16 protein-coding genes are annotated in these 17,620 nt (G+C 42.7%); 14 read left to right on the forward strand and 2 right to left on the reverse strand.

The features are described 5' to 3' along the window. Positions 1-2: 2 nt before the first annotated feature. From JV16_RS03920 to spo0A, 7 genes are all read left to right on the forward strand, one after another. Positions 3-875, forward strand: coding sequence for a polyprenyl synthetase family protein (locus JV16_RS03920; RefSeq protein WP_021095253.1), 873 nt, complete (start codon positions 3-5; stop codon positions 873-875). A 172-nt stretch (positions 876-1,047) separates the two neighbouring features. After that, a complete protein-coding gene (dxs, locus tag JV16_RS03925; protein ID WP_042534318.1) occupies positions 1,048-2,940 on the forward strand; it encodes a 1-deoxy-D-xylulose-5-phosphate synthase in 1,893 nt (630 codons plus the stop codon). Positions 2,941-2,943: 3 nt separating this feature from the next. Next, on the forward strand, positions 2,944-3,789 hold the full coding sequence (locus JV16_RS03930; protein ID WP_004889606.1) for a TlyA family RNA methyltransferase: 846 nt from the start codon (positions 2,944-2,946) through the stop codon (positions 3,787-3,789). 93 nt (positions 3,790-3,882) lie between these two features. Beyond that, entirely contained in the window at positions 3,883-4,332 is a 450-nt protein-coding gene (gene ahrC, locus JV16_RS03935; RefSeq protein ID WP_004889608.1) for a transcriptional regulator AhrC/ArgR, read from the forward strand. 18 nt (positions 4,333-4,350) lie between these two features. Next, positions 4,351-6,081, forward strand: coding sequence for a DNA repair protein RecN (gene recN, locus JV16_RS03940; RefSeq protein ID WP_021095257.1), 1,731 nt, complete (start codon positions 4,351-4,353; stop codon positions 6,079-6,081). 113 nt (positions 6,082-6,194) lie between these two features. Beyond that, the gene (spoIVB, locus tag JV16_RS03945) at positions 6,195-7,472 is read left to right on the forward strand and encodes a SpoIVB peptidase (RefSeq protein ID WP_035063304.1); all 1,278 of its coding nucleotides are present in this window, start codon (positions 6,195-6,197) and stop codon (positions 7,470-7,472) included. Between the two features lie 216 nt (positions 7,473-7,688). Continuing rightward, complete coding sequence (spo0A, locus tag JV16_RS03950) at positions 7,689-8,468, forward strand: sporulation transcription factor Spo0A (RefSeq protein ID WP_009373870.1); 780 nt, start codon at positions 7,689-7,691, stop codon at positions 8,466-8,468. Positions 8,469-8,485: 17 nt separating this feature from the next. Here the strand turns inward: spo0A and JV16_RS15100 are convergent, their stop codons facing one another. Continuing rightward, positions 8,486-8,632 carry a YycC family protein gene (locus tag JV16_RS15100; RefSeq protein WP_021095259.1) on the reverse strand — a complete coding sequence of 49 codons (147 nt, stop codon included), beginning with the start codon at positions 8,630-8,632 and terminating at the stop codon, positions 8,486-8,488. A 55-nt stretch (positions 8,633-8,687) separates the two neighbouring features. On the opposite strand from JV16_RS15100, the gene JV16_RS03955 reads away from it, so the two are divergent. Then, the gene (locus JV16_RS03955; protein WP_021095260.1) at positions 8,688-9,422 is read left to right on the forward strand and encodes a glycerophosphodiester phosphodiesterase; all 735 of its coding nucleotides are present in this window, start codon (positions 8,688-8,690) and stop codon (positions 9,420-9,422) included. On the opposite strand, the gene JV16_RS03960 is transcribed toward JV16_RS03955, so the two are convergent. Continuing rightward, entirely contained in the window at positions 9,414-9,668 is a 255-nt protein-coding gene (locus tag JV16_RS03960; protein ID WP_021095261.1) for a DUF2627 domain-containing protein, read from the reverse strand. The two genes, JV16_RS03955 and JV16_RS03960, sit on opposite strands and share 9 nt — an antisense overlap. A 123-nt stretch (positions 9,669-9,791) precedes the next feature. Here JV16_RS03960 and JV16_RS03965 point away from each other — a divergent pair, with 123 nt between their 5' ends. The 6 genes from JV16_RS03965 to JV16_RS03990 all read left to right on the forward strand — a co-directional run bounded on the left by JV16_RS03965 (position 9,792) and on the right by JV16_RS03990 (position 17,618). Continuing rightward, the gene (locus tag JV16_RS03965; protein WP_021095262.1) at positions 9,792-11,858 is read left to right on the forward strand and encodes a sigma 54-interacting transcriptional regulator; all 2,067 of its coding nucleotides are present in this window, start codon (positions 9,792-9,794) and stop codon (positions 11,856-11,858) included. A gap of 128 nt (positions 11,859-11,986) precedes the next feature. Beyond that, entirely contained in the window at positions 11,987-12,889 is a 903-nt protein-coding gene (yqiS, locus tag JV16_RS03970; protein WP_042534320.1) for a phosphate butyryltransferase, read from the forward strand. Positions 12,890-12,905: 16 nt separating this feature from the next. After that, entirely contained in the window at positions 12,906-14,009 is a 1,104-nt protein-coding gene (gene bcd, locus JV16_RS03975) for a branched-chain amino acid dehydrogenase (RefSeq protein WP_009373861.1), read from the forward strand. Positions 14,010-14,070: 61 nt separating this feature from the next. Continuing rightward, positions 14,071-15,171: a butyrate kinase gene (gene buk / locus JV16_RS03980; RefSeq protein ID WP_042534322.1), complete on the forward strand. Its 1,101-nt coding sequence runs from the start codon at positions 14,071-14,073 to the stop codon at positions 15,169-15,171. Between the two features lie 12 nt (positions 15,172-15,183). Further along, the gene (gene lpdA / locus JV16_RS03985) at positions 15,184-16,605 is read left to right on the forward strand and encodes a dihydrolipoyl dehydrogenase (RefSeq protein ID WP_042534324.1); all 1,422 of its coding nucleotides are present in this window, start codon (positions 15,184-15,186) and stop codon (positions 16,603-16,605) included. Positions 16,606-16,619: 14 nt separating this feature from the next. Beyond that, positions 16,620-17,618, forward strand: a complete 999-nt coding sequence (locus tag JV16_RS03990) for a thiamine pyrophosphate-dependent dehydrogenase E1 component subunit alpha (protein ID WP_021095266.1) — start codon at positions 16,620-16,622, stop codon at positions 17,616-17,618. Positions 17,619-17,620: the final 2 nt, after the last annotated feature.

Genomic DNA, 17,620 nt, shown 5'->3' on the forward strand with positions numbered 1-17,620 from the left:
CATTGGAATCGTTATTGCGACAATATAAATCACAAATCGAACAGCAGCTTCCCGCGTATATTGAATCGTTACAAGCGCCTCAAACGATCAAAGAGGCGATGTTATATTCGCTGCAAGCAGGTGGAAAACGCATTCGTCCTCTTTTATTGCTTTCTACGTTACATGCGTTTCAGAAGCCAGTACACATCGGGATGCCAACTGCCTGTGCGCTCGAAATGATTCATACGTATTCGCTCATTCATGATGATTTGCCAAGTATGGATAACGACGATTTACGGCGCGGTAAGCCGACAAACCATAAAGTGTTCGGTGAAGCGAATGCCATTTTAGCGGGCGACGCGCTACTGACATACGCTTTTCAAGTTGTAGCAGATGACGAAGCCATCTCATCTGACGTAAAAGTTCGTCTTATTTCGGAATTAGCGAAAGCAGCTGGACCGGAAGGAATGGTCGGAGGACAAGTAGCTGACCTTGAAGGAGAAGGAAAAACGATTAGTTTGCAGCAACTAGAATACATTCACCGCCATAAAACGGGAAAGTTGTTGCAATACAGCGTTCGGGCAGGTGCAATATTAGGAGAAGCAACGGAACGACAATTAACATTGTTAACAGCGTTTGCCGATCATCTCGGTTTAGCGTTTCAAATTCGTGACGACATTTTAGACATTGAAGGAGACGAGCAAAAAATCGGGAAAAAAGTAGGAAGCGACATCGAAAATGATAAATCGACGTATCCTTCTCTTTTGACGCTTGATGGAGCAAAGAAAAAACTTCATGACCATATGAAAGAAGCGCGCACACTTCTTCACGAAGCTGAAATCGATGCGCCGCTATTACATTACATTTGCGATGTTATCGAAACGCGCGATCATTAATAGCATTGAGGAAAGAAGCAACATGTGATATAGTGGAAAAGAAATGTTAGCCGTTCACACGTTCGTGTAAGCGGCTCTTTTTTGCGTGTAAACATGTTTGCTTGTATAATTAAAAATACAAAAAGCTGTATGATATAAGTTGTGATAGCTTACATGAAAGAGAGTGGTCGCGTTGGATGTTACAGCGATTCAAAATCCGAAATTTTTAAAGCACATGTCAAATGAACAGCTCGTTCAATTAAGCGAGCAAATTCGACAATTTTTAATTGAAAAATTATCAAAAACAGGTGGACATATTGGACCGAATTTAGGGGTCGTCGAATTGACGATTGCGCTCCATAAAGTGTTCGACAGCCCAAAAGATAAGCTCATTTGGGACGTTGGGCATCAATCGTACGTGCATAAAATTTTAACAGGTCGCGCAAATCAGTTTGATACGTTGCGGCAATATAAAGGGTTATGTGGTTTTCCGAAACGAAGTGAAAGTGAACACGACGTATGGGAGACAGGACATAGCTCGACATCGTTGTCCGCAGCCATGGGAATGGCGATTGCACGCGATTTAAAAGGGACGGACGAATATATCGTTCCGATTATTGGAGATGGAGCATTAACAGGCGGAATGGCACTAGAAGCGTTAAACCATATCGGACACGAGAAAAAAGATATTATCGTTATTTTAAACGATAACGAAATGTCGATTGCTCCAAACGTCGGTGCGCTTCACAACGTGCTTGGGCGTCTGCGTACAGCAGGGAAGTACCATTGGGTAAAAGATGAATTAGAAATGTTATTAAAGAAAATTCCAGCTGTCGGTGGAAAGCTTGCAGCAACAGCGGAACGAGTGAAAGATAGCATCAAGTATTTGCTCGTTTCAGGCGTGTTTTTTGAAGAGTTAGGTTTTACGTATTTTGGACCGGTGGATGGTCATCATTTTGAAGATTTATTTGAAACTTTACATTATGCGAAAAAGACGAAAGGGCCTGTTCTTGTTCACGTCATTACGAAAAAAGGAAAAGGGTACCACCCAGCAGAAAACGATAAAGTGGGAACGTGGCACGGAACGGGACCGTATAAAATTGAAACAGGTGATTTCATCCAATCAAAACAATCTGCTCCTTCTTGGAGCGCGCTCGTTAGCGAAACGGTACGTAAATTAGCGCGCGAAGATCGTCGCATCGTTGCCATTACACCAGCCATGCCGGTTGGATCAAAATTAGAAGGGTTTGCAAGTGAATTTCCGGAGCGCATGTATGACGTCGGTATCGCTGAACAACATGCGGCGACGATGGCTGCCGGTTTAGCCACGCAAGGGATGAAACCGTTTTTAGCGATTTACTCAACCTTTTTACAACGCGCATATGACCAAGTCGTTCACGATATTTGTCGCCAAAACTTAAACGTGTTTCTTGGAATCGACCGAGCGGGGCTTGTTGGTGCTGACGGGGAAACGCACCAAGGTGTGTTTGATATCGCCTTTTTACGTCACATTCCAAACATCGTATTAATGATGCCAAAAGATGAAAATGAAGGGCAACATATGGTATATACAGCCATTCAATACGATGATGGCCCGATTGCGATGCGTTTTCCGCGCGGAAACGGTTTCGGTGTGCCGATGGATAAACAATTAAAAAACATTCCGATTGGCACATGGGAAGTGTTGCGTGAAGGAACAGATGTTTCCATTTTAACGTTTGGTACGACGATTCCGATGGCGCTTCAAGCGGCTGAGCGCTTGGCGAATGACGGCATTTCTGTGCAAGTTGTGAATGCTCGTTTTATTAAGCCGCTAGATGAACAAATGTTGCACACGTTGCTACAAAAAAATATGCCGTTACTCACGATTGAAGAAGCGGTGTTGCAAGGTGGATTTGGTAGCGCGGTACTTGAATTTGCTCATGATCACGGGTATCATGGGGCGATTATTGATCGAATGGGCATTCCGGACCGTTTTATTGAACATGGCGGTGTGTCGCAACTTCTTGAAGAAATTGGACTAACGACAGAACATGTAATGGAACGAATTTGTTTATTAACTCCGAAAAAAAGAAAAAGGGCATGAGAGATGAAAGGGAAGAAAGAACGTTTAGATGTATTGCTTGTCGAACGCGGATTGGCTGAAACGCGCGAAAAGGCGAAGCGAACAATTATGGCTGGCCTTGTGTATTCAAACGAAATGCGGCTTGACAAACCAGGGGAAAAAGTTCCCGTGGACATTCCGCTAACGGTGAAAGGAAATGCGCTACCGTATGTAAGTCGCGGTGGGCTAAAACTTGAAAAAGCGTTACAAATGTTCGCGCTTGAAGTAAAAGATAAGATTATGGTTGACATTGGTGCATCGACAGGCGGATTTACGGACTGTGCGTTGCAAAATGGAGTGAAGTTGTCGTACGCTCTTGATGTGGGATACAATCAGCTCGCATGGAAACTGCGCCAAGATGAACGTGTTGTAGTCATGGAGCGGACGAACTTTCGTTATGTGACGCCGAGTGATTTTCAACACGGCTTACCAAACTTTGCAACGATCGATGTGTCGTTTATTTCATTAAAATTAATTTTACCCGTCTTAAAAACGATTTTAGTGCCGCATAGCGATATCGTTGCTTTAGTCAAACCGCAATTTGAAGCGGGAAAAGAGTTTGTCGGAAAAAAGGGGATTGTCCGCGATGCACGTGTTCATGTGCACGTACTTGAAACAATTACTGCATTTGCGCAACAAGAAGGGTACGACATTATTGGGCTAACCCACTCGCCGATTACAGGCGGTGACGGAAATATTGAATTTTTGCTTCATTTACGTTGGGAAGGCAAAGAAGAAGTAGGAGAAAATCGCTTGACTGTTTCTCCAGAAGAAGTAGTTGCCAGGGCACACGGCGAGTTGAAAGAAAATAAAGAACATGCGGGGGAATAACGATCGGTTATTCCCTCTTGTTTGCTCGTCTGTCGTTCGGTAACATAGAAGTATAAATATGCATATGTTATACACACGAAAGAGGTGTTTTCGTTGAATAAAGGACAACGTCATATTAAAATTCGTGAAATTATTTCAAATCATGATATTGAAACACAAGATGAGCTTGTTGATATGTTGCGCAAAGAAGGTTTTAACGTCACGCAAGCAACGGTGTCTCGTGACATTAAAGAACTTCATTTAGTAAAAGTGCCGATGATGGATGGGCGATATAAATATAGCCTACCTGCTGATCAACGATTTAATCCGCTGCAAAAATTAAAGCGAGCGCTGATGGATGCGTTTGTGAAAATTGATGGAGCTGGTCATTTGCTTGTCATGAAGACGTTGCCGGGCAATGCACATGCCATTGGTGTGCTTCTTGATCATTTAGAGTGGGATGAAATTGTTGGAACGATTTGTGGCGATGATACGTGTTTAATTATTTGCCGCACGCCAGAAGATACAGAAGTCATTTCTAAACGATTGTTGGACATGCTGTAATAAAGGTGTGAATGTGACATGTTAGCAGAGTTATCCATTAAAAATTTTGCGATTATTGAATCGCTCTCGCTTTCGTTTGAAAAAGGATTAACGGTTTTAACAGGGGAAACGGGAGCGGGAAAATCGATTATTATTGATGCGATTCATTTATTAATTGGCGGACGAGGTTCCGCAGAGTTTGTTCGATACGGGGAAACAAAAGCGGAAATTGAAGGATTGTTTTTGCTTGAACAAGATGACCATCCGTGTTATAGCAAATGTGCGGAGCTCGGCATCGATATAAGCGACGGCATGATTGTGCTTCGACGAGAGCTAACAGTAAACGGAAAAAGTGTTTGCCGGGTCAATGGAAAATTAGTAACGATTGCGACGTTGCGCGAAATTGGTTCAACGCTCGTGGATATTCACGGGCAACATGAGCATCAAGAGTTGCTCGATGAAAGTAAACACTTACACTTATTAGACGAATATGGGGGCGAGCATATTCGTGACGCGTTAGAAGAATACGGAGCATTATATGCTACATATGAACGAGTGAAGCGTCAACTGCAAAAATTAAATGAAAATGAGCAACAAATGGCACATCGATTAGATTTGTTAACATTTCAGTTAGATGAAATTCAAAAAGCAGATTTGCAAATAGATGAAGATGAACGGCTGATGGAAGAACGCCGAAAAATCGTTAACTTCCAAAAAATATACGAGGCGTTACAAAGCAGTTATGAGGCGCTTTATGGGGAGCAACGTGGACTAGATTGGATTGGATTAGCGATGAACCATTTAGATCATGTGAGCGATATCGATGCATCAGTGAAACAAGCTCAAGAAGTCGTATCGAATTGTTATTACTTGTTAGAAGAAGTCGCTCACCAACTACGTGAACAGTTAGATCAGTTAGAATACGATCCGCTTCGACTTGACGAAATTGAAAGTCGCTTAAATGAAATTAATCATTTAAAACGAAAATACGGTCAAACGGTGCGCGACATTTTAGAATATGCCGCAAAAGTAGAAGAGGAAATCGAAACGATTCAGCATCGCGACGATCATATTCATAAATTACAGACTGAACTTCAATCCATTACGGCTGATTTGCTCGTTGAAGCGAAACATATTAGCGAATTGCGCATGCAATATGCGAAACAACTCATCGATGACATTCATCAAGAGCTAAAAGATTTATACATGGAAAAAACGACGTTTGATGTCGTTTTTCGAAAACGTCAAGGATCGTACGATGATCCGCTGCTCGATGGAACACCTGTCAAGTTGCAGGCGAACGGAATGGATGAAGTTGAGTTTTACATTTCGACAAACCCTGGAGAACCGTTAAAGCCGCTTGCGAAAGTGGCATCGGGTGGGGAGTTATCGCGCATGATGCTTGCTTTGAAAAGTATTTTTTCTAAACATCAAGGTGTGACATCCATTATTTTTGATGAAGTAGATACAGGAGTAAGTGGGCGCGTCGCTCAAGCCATTGCGGAAAAAATTTATCGCGTCGCACGTCATTCTCAAGTATTATGCATTTCGCACTTGCCGCAAGTTGCAGCGATGGCAGATACGCATTTATTTATCGAAAAAGAAACGATCGATGGACGGACGAAGACGACTGTCGAGGCGTTAAACGAAGAAGAAAAAATTAACGAAATAAGCCGGATGATTTCTGGGGTGGAAATTACAGAACTGACGAAACAGCATGCACGTGAGTTGTTACAATTAGCGGAAAAAATCAAAAATGAAACAGTATGAATACCAACATTGGCATTGTTTTTTCGTTTTATTCGGTTATATTTCATTTGTTTCAGGCAACATTAAATAGTGTAGGATTCGGTGTGTACGTAGGAACGAGGAGAGTGAAGACTTTGGATTTTGACAAATTAAGAAAAGGAATAGGTGCATTTCTCCTTGTTTCTTTTATCGTTCTAAGTATGACAACACCATTTCAAAAATATGTAAACATTCCGAAACAACTTATGTTATTTCAAGGACAAACGGCGCATGTACCTGTATTTGGTTCTGTTCAAACGATAACGACAGGCGCTGTTTCTGTTCAGCAAAAAGAAAAATTAGCGATTAGCGGGGAACATGTCGGAGAAAGCGATGTCATTTTACAAATGGCAGGATTCCCGATTAAACAAGTAAACGTAAAAGTATTACCGGATTTTAAAGTCGTTCCTGGCGGTCAATCGATTGGTGTGAAATTAAATACAGTTGGAGTTCTTGTCGTCGGCCATCATTTAGTGGAGACAGAACAAGGAAAACAATCCCCCGGTGAAACGGCTGGCATTCAAGTCGGAGACGCCATTACACATATTAATGGAAAAAAAATCGAAAAGATGACAGATGTCTCTCCGTTTATTGAAGAAGCGGGAAAAACAGGCAAGCCTTTACGACTCACTGTTGCGCGTGATCGTCATACGTTTGAAACGACCTTGACCCCATTAAAAGATAAACATGATCAAGTGTATCGCATCGGATTGTACATTCGCGATTCAGCGGCAGGAATTGGAACGATGACGTTTTTTGATCCGAAATCAAATATATACGGGGCGCTCGGACATGTCATTTCTGATATGGATACGAGAAAGCCGATCGTCGTTCGTGGTGGAACGATCGTCAAATCGACGGTAACGGCCATTGATAAAGGGAGAAATGGAAGTCCAGGTGAAAAATTAGCGAGATTTTCAAGCGATAAACAAGTGATTGGTGACATTAAAACAAACAGCCCGTTCGGTATTTTCGGTAAGCTTTCACAGCCGATTCAAAACGGTATTTTTGATAAACCGATGCCGATTGCTTTATCGACAGATGTGAAAAAAGGACCGGCAAAAATATTAACCGTCGTCGAACAAGATCGTGTCGAGGCGTTTGATGTTGAAATCGTGAGTGTCACTCCGCAAAAATTCCCTGCGACAAAAGGAATGGTCATTAAAGTGACGGATCCACGTTTGTTAGAAAAAACAGGTGGCATCGTTCAAGGGATGAGTGGGAGCCCGATTATTCAAAACGGAAAACTCGTTGGGGCTGTGACGCATGTATTTGTCAACGATCCGACATCTGGGTATGGTGTGCACATTGAATGGATGTTGCACGAAGCCGGAATTAACATTTATGATAAAAGCGAACAAAAAGCGAGCTAATATTGGCTTGCTTTTTGTTTTTCCACGCAATTTGTCATATTTTATCATGACACGGCGTAAACATGTAGTGTAAAATGAAAGAAAAAACGTGCACATATGTTTTATGAAAAATACAAATTATTTGACTAATTTTGCAAAGAAAAAAGGATTTTTGTCCATTGCGTCGAATTAAGCACGTATGTGACAAAAGATCATTGCTTTAGGGAGGAAGATTTCGTGAGTACAATAAAAGTTTGCATTGTAGATGATAACCGAGAATTAGTGCATTTGCTTGAAGAATACATTACAAGCCAAGGGGATATGGAAGTCATTGGCGTTGCATATAACGGGCAAGATTGCTTGCAATTGCTTCGCGATCGCGATCCAGATGTTCTCGTTCTCGACATTATTATGCCGCATTTAGACGGTTTAGCTGTGCTAGAAAAGTTGCGCATGATGAAACAGCCATTGCCAAACGTCATTATGTTAACGGCGTTTGGACAGGAGGATGTAACGAAAAAAGCGGTTGAACTCGGCGCTTCTTACTTTATTTTAAAGCCGTTTGACATCGAACATTTAGTGAATCAAATTCGTCAAGTATGTGGCAAAAAACCAGCCGTATTCAAACGACCGCTTCTTTCGCCAATTCGCGACGGCAAGCCGAAAAATTTAGACGCGAGCATTACAAACATCATTCACGAAATTGGTGTCCCAGCCCACATTAAAGGATATTTATATTTACGCGAGGCGATTGCGATGGTGTATAACGACGTCGAGTTGCTCGGATCGATTACAAAAGTTCTTTATCCAGACATTGCGAAAAAATATAATACGACAGCTAGTCGCGTAGAGCGAGCGATTCGTCATGCAATTGAAGTGGCATGGAGCCGCGGAAACTTAGAATCCATTTCTTCTTTGTTCGGCCATACGGTCAGCATGTCAAAAGCGAAACCGACAAACTCAGAATTTATTGCGATGGTTGCAGATCGGTTAAGACTTGAACATAAAGCAAGTTAAAAAAGGTAGTCGGGCGACTACCTTTTTTGTTGCTCGTTTTTTTCGACTTCAAGCAATTTTTGGACTAATATGTGCTGAGGCATGTGCATAATTTGTTCTAGCGGCACGTTCAATGCTTTAGCGAGCTTTTGCGCTGTTTCTAACGAAATTTGTAACGGTCGCATGAGTTCCACTCCTTTCATATGTTAAGTATAAAACGTTTTTAAAGGTGGGAAAAGGATGACACATATTTTTGCTCATCGCGGTTCAGCTGGGACGCATCCAGAGAATACAATGGCCTCTTTTATAGAAGCAGCACGTGTTCATGCGGACGGGATTGAACTTGATGTACAACTTTCAAAAGACGGAGTCGTCGTCGTCATTCATGATGAAACAGTCAATCGGACGACAGACGGAACAGGATGGGTTGGACAAATGACGTATCGGCAATTGCGAAAATTAAACGCCAACTATAAATTTAAACAATACGGGTTTTGTCCGATTCCGTCGTTACAAGAAGTGCTTGAGTGGGCACAACACACATCGTTGCTTATTAATATAGAATTAAAAAACAATCTTGTACCTTACGAACGACTAGAAGAAAAAACAATTGAACTTGTCGAGCAATATCGTTTAGCATCGCGCGTCATTTTTTCATCGTTTAACCATGAAAGTATGGCAACATGTCATCAATTAGCTCCTCATATTGAAACAGCGCTGCTATATATGGAAAAATTGCATCAGCCGTGGGATTATGCCCATACTTTACACGCTTTGGCGCTTCATCCGTATCATCGCGCTGTAGATCGATTGTTTGTTGAAGCAGCTCATGCCAATCAATTGCTCATTCGTCCTTTTACAATCAATAAAGAAGAACAGATGAAAACGATGTTTCAATATGAAGTTGATGGGATATTTACAGATTTTCCTGAAAAAGCAAAAAACGTGCGCGAAAAAACGCTTCGATCATTGTGAATCGAAGCGTTTCTTTTTTTGAAAACGTGGTTGCACTTTGTTTCGTTTTCGATCGCGGTGCAAAATAAATCCTGCAATAAAGCTAAGACCGATGATAAAACAAAATAAACCGAGCAAAAATTGAATGACAAGTGAAGGGATCGGTGCGTGCAAAATACCAAACACCGTATCGCGCATCCATTTAATCCCTAGCGCTGCGATAAATCCTGGAATAAGTAAAATGAGTAGGGCAATCATTCGTTGCATAAAACAAAACCCTTTCCATTCGTTCTGTTTTCATCATAAATGTTTTTGTTTGTTTGTCAAGAAGGGAAAAACAATGTATGATGAAAGCGTCTGCAAAAAATTGCAAACGAATAGGTGATGGGAATGAAAAAAGTATTAATTGTTGGGGCAGGCAAAGGTGGAAGTGCATTATTAAAAATGTTTCATGAAACGAAATTGATGGATGTCGTGGCGATTGTGGATCGAAACGAAGATGCCCCTGGGATAAAAGCTGCGCGCGAAATGGGGATCCAAACGAGCAAACATTGGCGCGATGTGTTAACAGATGATCTTGACATTATCGTTGAGGTCACAGGAGATGATGAAGTGTTTACTGCGTTGCGCAAAGAAAGTCCGGGGCATACGGTCGTTATTCCTGGTGATATCGCTTACATTATTGCGCAGCTTGTGGAAGAAAAAGAGCAACTCATTGCGACGTTAAAAACAGCAACAACGAAACACGATTTAATTTTTCATTCTACGCATGACGGAATGATCGTCATTGACGAACGTGGTTTTGTCACTCATATGAATCCGAGCGCAGAAAAAATGATTGGAAAAAGAAAAAAAGAAGTCATTGGCACGCATATTTTGCGTGTTATTCCAGCTAGCGGATTGCCGCGTGTATTACAAACGAGAGAAGTTGAGTTGAATCAAGAATTAATATTAGAAAACGGAAAAAAAATGATTACGACACGCATCCCGCTTATTGATGAAACTGGAAAATTATTTGGTGCTTTCGCTGTATTTAAAGACATTACAGAAGTTGTCCATCTAGCAGAAGAAGTAACGAATTTAAAAGAAATTCGCACGATGTTAGAAGCGATTATTCACTCTTCAGAAGAAGCGATTTCTGTTGTTGATGAATACGGTAACGGCATTTTAATTAATCCTGCATATACAAAATTAACAGGGTTAACAGAAGAAGAAGTGATCGGAAAACCGGCGACAGCGGACATTTCTGAAGGAGAAAGCATGCATATGAAAGTGTTGAAAACGCGGCGGCCGGTCAGAGGAGTGCGCATGAAAGTCGGTCCGAAAAAGCGCGATGTCGTTGTTAATGTTGCGCCAATTATCGTCGACGGCACGTTAAAAGGAAGCGTCGGTGTCATTCATGATGTATCAGAAATTGAACAGTTGACTTCTGAGTTACAACGCGCCCGCCAAATTATTCGTACATTAGAAGCAAAATACTCATTTGATGATATTGTCGGCACATCAGAAGAGATGATGTTAGCGATTGAACAAGCAAAATTAGCGGCGAAAACACCTGCAACGATTTTGCTTCGCGGGGAGTCGGGAACAGGGAAAGAACTGTTTGCCCACGCCATTCATAATGCTAGTGATCGAAAATATCATAAATTTGTTCGTGTAAACTGTGCCGCCATTTCCGAATCGTTGCTTGAAAGTGAATTGTTCGGCTACGAGGAAGGAGCGTTCTCAGGCGCAAGGCGCGGAGGGAAAAAAGGATTGTTTGAGGAAGCGAACAACGGAAGCATTTTTTTAGATGAGATTGGCGAATTATCCGCCAATATGCAAGCGAAATTGTTGCGTGTGTTACAAGAAAAAGAAATTGTGCGCGTCGGTGGCACGAAGCCAATTCCAATTAATGTGCGCGTCATTGCTGCGACGAATGTTCACTTGGAAAAAGCGATTGCCGACGGGACATTTCGTGAAGACTTATATTATCGGCTCAATCGCATGCCGATTTACATTCCTCCGTTGCGTGCACGAAAGCAAGATATTCCTGCGTTATGTGAACGGCTCATACAAAAACTAAATCAAGATTACGGGCGCAATGTGGAGGGAATTACGGATGATGCCCTTGCTTATTTACTGTCGTACGATTGGCCGGGAAATGTACGTGAACTAGAAAACGTACTAGGACGCGCGATGATTTTTATGAAATATAATGAAGTGATCATTGAACGAAAGCATATTTCATTGTTGCACAAATCGAAAGAGCCAGAACATCTTTCGTCCCATGAATTGTCTTATGGGCGTAAACCGCTAAACGAGCTCGTGGAGCAATACGAAGCGAAAGTCATTGAGAACGTTTTACAAGCGTGCCAAGGAAATAAAACCGCAGCTGCCAAACAACTAGGCATTTCGATTCGAAATTTATACTACAAGCTTGAAAAGTATGGACTTGATAAAAAAAGCATGCAATAATATTCATAGTATGCAAAAAGTTGCAATGAAAAAATAAATAAAATAAAGCGTTTTCAATAACAAAAAAGTTGGCATGCTTTTTGCAAGAATAAAAAGTGACGAAAAAACAAAGGGGTTGAGCAGATGAGATGAAGCTACAATCGTTAATCACCAAAGCAACCCAATTTCCTGAAGCAACCATAGCTGTTGCGGCAGCTGAAGACGAAGAGGTGTTAAAAGCAGTCGCACAAGCGTTACAAGCAGGATTCGGGCGATTTATTTTATATGGCGATGAATCCGTTTTATCGCGTCTTGTTCCCGAATATGTTCAAGACGAAAATCGCGATGCCATCCGCATCGTTCATGCTTCGACAAAAGAAGAATCAGCTCACATGGCCGTCAAAGCGGTACATGGAAAAGAAGCAAGCGTCTTAATGAAAGGGAACGTACCGACAGCAACGATTTTAAAAGCAGTGCTCAATAAAGAATATGGACTTCGCACAGGCCGTGTGTTATCACATGTTGCTTTGTTTGATGTGCCACATTATGGACGGCCGATTCTCGTCACAGATGCCGCGATGAACATTGCGCCTGATTTGCAACAAAAAACAGAAATCATTATGAATGCGGTACAAGTGGCGAAAGCGATTGGTATTCATACACCGAAAGTTGCGCCGCTCGCCGCTGTTGAAGTTGTGAATCCAGCGATGCCAGCTACGATTGATGCAGCAGCGTTGTCGCTTATGAATCAACGCGGACAGCTAAAAGATTGTATCGTCGATGGCCCGCTCGCTTTAGATAATGCCATTTCCGTTGAATCTGCCCAACATAAAGGCATTGAAAGTTCGGTGGCAGGACATGCTGATATTTTAGTTGTACCGAACATTGAAACAGGGAATGTGCTATATAAATCGCTCGTCTATTTTGCCCGCGCGCAAGTCGGAGCGATCATTGCTGGCGCGAAAGCACCAATTGTATTAACATCGCGCGCGGATTCAGCAGAAAGTAAATTGTATTCATTAGCATTAGCCATTTGTGCAACGAACGAATAACAAGGGGGAACGAAAGATGGAGATTTTCAAATATATGGAGCAATACGACTATGAGCAATTAGTATTTTGCCAAGATAAAGAATCAGGATTGAAAGCGATTATCGCTATTCATGATACAACACTTGGACCAGCATTAGGCGGCACGCGCATGTGGATGTATGAATCAGAAGATGCAGCGATTGAAGATGCGCTTCGTTTAGCGCGTGGGATGACGTATAAAAACGCAGCAGCTGGGTTAAATCTTGGCGGTGGAAAAGCGGTCATCATTGGGGATCCGCGGAAAGATAAAAACGAAGCGATGTTCCGTGCGTTCGGTCGCTTTATTCAAGGATTAAACGGTCGCTACATTACAGCGGAGGACGTTGGTACAACCGTTGCTGATATGGATATTATTTACGAGGAAACAGACTATGTAACAGGGATTTCACCAGCATTCGGTTCGTCTGGAAACCCTTCTCCGGTTACTGCGTACGGCGTTTATCGTGGCATGAAAGCAGCAGCGAAAGAGGCTTTCGGTAGCGATTCACTTGAAGGAAAAGTGATCGCGGTACAAGGAGTCGGTAATGTCGCTTACAATTTATGTCGTCATCTTCATGAAGAAGGGGCGAAGCTTATCGTTACAGACATTAATAAAGAAGCGGTGCAACGCGTTGTTGAAGAGTTTGGCGCACAAGCCGTTGACCCGAACGATATTTACAGCGTAGACTGCGACATTTTCGCTCCGTGTGCCCTTGGCGGTGTGATTAACGATCAAACGATTCCTCAATTAAAAGCGAAAGTCATTGCAGGCGCTGCGAACAACCAATTGCGCGAAGCAAGACATGGCGACATCATTCATGAAATGGGTATCGTTTATGCGCCAGACTATGTGATTAACGCGGGCGGTGTCATTAACGTAGCGGATGAGCTATACGGATATAACCGCGAACGCGCGATGAAAAAAGTTGAACAAATTTATAACAATATTGAAAAAGTCATCGAAATTGCGAAGCGTGACGGCATTCCGACATACCAAGCAGCAGACCGTTTAGCTGAAGAGCGCATTGCAAAAATGCGTCAATCACGCAGCCAATTTTTACAAAACGGTCAACACATTTTAAGCCGTCGTCGCACACGTTAAACATAACAAAGCGAGGACGTTCGTTCTCGCTTTGTCGATGATAAAAATGGAGGGGCAAACATTGCAAGAACATTCATTTCGCATCTTAGTCATTAATCCGGGATCGACGTCAACAAAAATTGGCGTTTTTCATAATGAACGCTCCATTTTTGAAAAAACGATTCGTCATGATACAGAGGCGTTACGAGCGTATAAAAAAATCATTGACCAATATGAATTTCGTAAACAAACGATTTTAGAAACGCTTGATCATGAAGGGATAAATATTTCAAAGCTCGATGCGGTATGCGGACGCGGAGGCTTACTTCGCCCGATCGAAGGCGGTACGTATGCTGTCAATGAGGCAATGTTACAAGACTTAAGACGTGGATACTCTGGTCAGCACGCGTCAAATCTCGGGGGCATTTTAGCTCACGAAATTGCTTCTGCATTAAATATCCCAGCATTTATTGTCGACCCAGTCGTTGTAGACGAACTTGATCCGATCGCTCGCATTTCCGGTTTCTCGTTAATCGAGCGTCGCAGCATTTTCCATGCATTAAATCAAAAAGCGGTTGCTCGTCGCGTCGCCAAACAGATGGGGAAAGCGTATGAAGAAGTCAATTTCATCGTCGCACATATGGGCGGTGGAATTACTGTTGGCGCGCATAAATGTGGGCGCGTCATTGATGTCAATAACGGATTAGATGGGGAAGGTCCGTTTAGCCCGGAACGTGCTGGGACTGTTCCAGCTGGCGATCTCGTCTCCCTTTGTTTCTCTGGTGAGTATTATCGTGAAGAAGTGATGCGCATGCTCGTTGGAGGAGGAGGTCTTGTTGGGTATTTAGGGACGAATGATGCGGTGAAAGTTGAAAAAATGATTGAAAATGGTGATGAAAAAGCGAAACTCGTTTATAGCGCGATGGCATACCAAGTAGCGAAAGAAATTGGAGCTGCAAGCGCAGTGTTAGCCGGGAAAGTGGATGCCATCATTTTAACGGGTGGTTTAGCATACGGAAAACAGTTTGTGAAAGAAATTGCTGATCGGGTACAATGGATTGCCGATGTCATCGTGCAACCAGGGGAAAATGAATTGCAGGCACTTGCTGAAGGGGCACTTCGCGTGTTGCGTGGAGAAGAAGAAGCGAAACAATATCCACAAGCGGTCAAAACAACAGTTTAAGGGGATGAAACGATGGCTAAAGAGTACGATGTCGTGATACTTGGCGGTGGAACGGGCGGATATGTTGCCGCCATTCGTGCGGCCCAACTCGGTTTAAAAACAGCGGTTGTTGAAAAAGGAAAGCTTGGGGGAACGTGTTTGCATGCAGGATGTATCCCGAGCAAAGCGTTATTGCGCAGCGCAGAAGTGTATGCTCAAACGAAACAAAGCGAAACGTTTGGCGTGTTTGCTAGGGAAGTGCGTTTAGATTTTGCTCAAGTACAAGCGCGCAAACAGGCGATCATTGATCAACTGCATAAAGGGATCCACATGTTAATGAAAAAAGGAAAAATTGATGTATATGAAGGAACGGGACGCATTTTAGGACCTTCCATCTTTTCACCGATGCCTGGAACGATTTCTGTTGAGATGAATGATGGAACGGAAAATGAAATGCTCGTACCAAAATACGTCGTGATTGCAACAGGATCTCGTCCGCGCACGTTACCGGGGTTAACCATTGATGGACAATTCGTTATGACGTCCGATGAAGCGTTGCGCATGGAAACGTTGCCAGCTTCCATTATCATCGTCGGTGGCGGAGTCATTGGAATTGAATGGGCGTCAATGTTAAACGATTTTGGCGTAGATGTCACGGTCGTTGAATATGCTGATCGCATTTTACCAACGGAAGATCGCGACGTATCAAAAGAAATAGAAAAAATATTAAAACAACGTGGTGTACGCATCGTTACAAAGGCAAAAGTATTGCCTGACACGCTCGTTGTTGAGAACGGTGTACGCATTGAAGTAGAGATCAATGGACAAAACGAAACGTTTACAGCTGAAAAAATGCTCGTTTCCGTCGGACGTCAAGCAAACGTTGAAGGAATCGGATTGGAAAATACCGATGTTGTTATTGAAAAAGGATTTATTCAAACAAACGAGTATTATCAAACGAAAGAAAAACATATTTATGCGATTGGCGATGTGATCGGTGGTTTGCAACTTGCCCATGTCGCTTCACATGAAGGAATCATCGCGATTGAACATCTTGCTGGAAATACTGTTCATCCACTCGATTATACGATGGTGCCAAAATGTATTTACAGTCGTCCTGAAGCGGCAAGCGTTGGTTTAACAGAAGAAGAAGCGAAAACAAAAGGATATGACGTGAAAGTCGGCAAATTTCCGTTTAAAGCGATCGGCAAAGCGCTTGTGTACGGGGAAGCTGAAGGATTTGTAAAAATCGTCGCCGATGCAAAAACAGATGATGTACTCGGTGTGCATATGGTTGGCCCACATGTAACGGATATGATTTCTGAAGCTGGATTAGCGCGTGTGCTCAATGCAACACCTTGGGAAATTGCCCACACGATTCATCCGCATCCGACGCTGTCAGAAGCGATGATGGAAGCGGCGCTTGCTGTTGACGGAAAAGCGATTCATTTTTAAAGGAGGAATGAATGATGGCGGAAAATCGTCATAAACAACTCGGTTTAAGCGATGAAACCGTTTTACAAATGTATGAAACGATGGTGTTAGCGCGTAAAATTGACGAGCGGATGTGGTTGTTAAACCGCGCAGGTAAAATTCCGTTCGTTATCTCTTGCCAAGGACAAGAAGCGGCGCAAGTAGGGGCGGCATTCGCTTTAGATCGCACGAAAGATTACATCTTGCCGTATTATCGTGACATGGGTGTTGTATTAACGTTCGGTATGACACCGACAGAATTGATGCTTTCAGCATTTGCGAAAGCGGAAGATCCAAACTCTGGCGGTCGCCAAATGCCAGGGCATTTCGGGAAAAAGAAAAACCGAATCGTCACAGGTTCTTCCCCTGTTACAACACAAGTGCCACATGCGGTTGGCATTGCGTTAGCAGCAAAAATGGAGAAAAAAGATTTCGTATCGTTCGTTACATTTGGAGAAGGGTCTTCGAACCAAGGTGACTTCCACGAAGGAGCAAACTTTGCAGGTGTTCATAAGCTGCCGGTCATCTTTATGTGCGAAAACAATAAATATGCCATCTCTGTTCCAATTGAAAAACAATTAGCATGCGAAAAAGTGTCAGACCGTGCGATCGGCTATGGCATGCCAGGATATACAGTAGACGGTACAGATCCGCTTGAAGTATATCGCGTCGTAAAAGAAGCAGCAGATCGTGCGCGTCGTGGTGAAGGACCAACATTAATTGAAACGGTTGCTTATCGTTTAACAGCGCATTCATCAGACGATGACGATCGTGCATATCGTACGCCAGAAGAAATTGCAGAAGCAAAATCAAAAGATCCAATTTATTTATTTGCGAACTACTTAAAAGAAGTAGGCGTATTAACGGATGAGCTGGAAAAAGAAATTGTTGATCGCGTGATGAAACAAGTAAACGAAGCGACAGACTACGCCGAAAAAGCACCATACGCACAACCAGAACATGCGTTGAAATACGTGTACGCAGAGGAGGAATAAAC

This window comes from Anoxybacillus ayderensis (genome assembly GCF_000833605.1).
Classification (GTDB): domain Bacteria; phylum Bacillota; class Bacilli; order Bacillales; family Anoxybacillaceae; genus Anoxybacillus; species Anoxybacillus ayderensis.